At 51.6% G+C, this 473-nt stretch carries 1 rRNA gene; it reads right to left on the bottom strand.

Annotated elements, in window-relative coordinates:
* Nucleotides 1-362: 362 nt before the first annotated feature.
* Nucleotides 363-473 (bottom strand): 16S ribosomal RNA (locus ASU23_RS12300); the annotation flags it as partial.

Genomic DNA, 473 nt, shown 5'->3' with positions numbered 1-473 from the left:
CCGTACGCTCTTCATTACTTACAACAAAGATGCTCGCGTCCACTGTGCAGTTCTCAAACAACACACAAACAACCACCTCACGCAGACACCAACAAAAACCACTCTCACGAATAATTCTTGGGGTATGACTGCAGCAGTCATTTGTCGTTACTTCCTAGAGAGGAAACACTCGCGTGTTCTCTCAGGACCCAACAGTATGTCGATATATTGTTCGTCGGTTTCCCACAGAGGAGAAACCGTACGACGATCAAGTTTGTCAGCGATCCACCCATGAGCAACCGCCGGACAACATCGTGTCCGAAACGGTCTCTGCCAACCAGTAATTCACCTGTGTGAACCCTGACATTGGAGAAGCTCCTTAGAAAGGAGGTGATCCAGCCGCACCTTCCGGTACGGCTACCTTGTTACGACTTCGTCCCAATCGCCGATCCCACCTTCGACGGCTCCCTCCCACAAGGGGTTAAGCCACCGGC

The organism is Rhodococcus sp. KB6, assembly GCF_001445685.1.
GTDB classification, from domain to species: Bacteria; Actinomycetota; Actinomycetes; order Mycobacteriales; family Mycobacteriaceae; genus Rhodococcus_F; species Rhodococcus_F qingshengii.
Note: the sequence above shows the minus strand (reverse complement) of the source record. Positions and strands in the feature narration are given on the sequence as shown.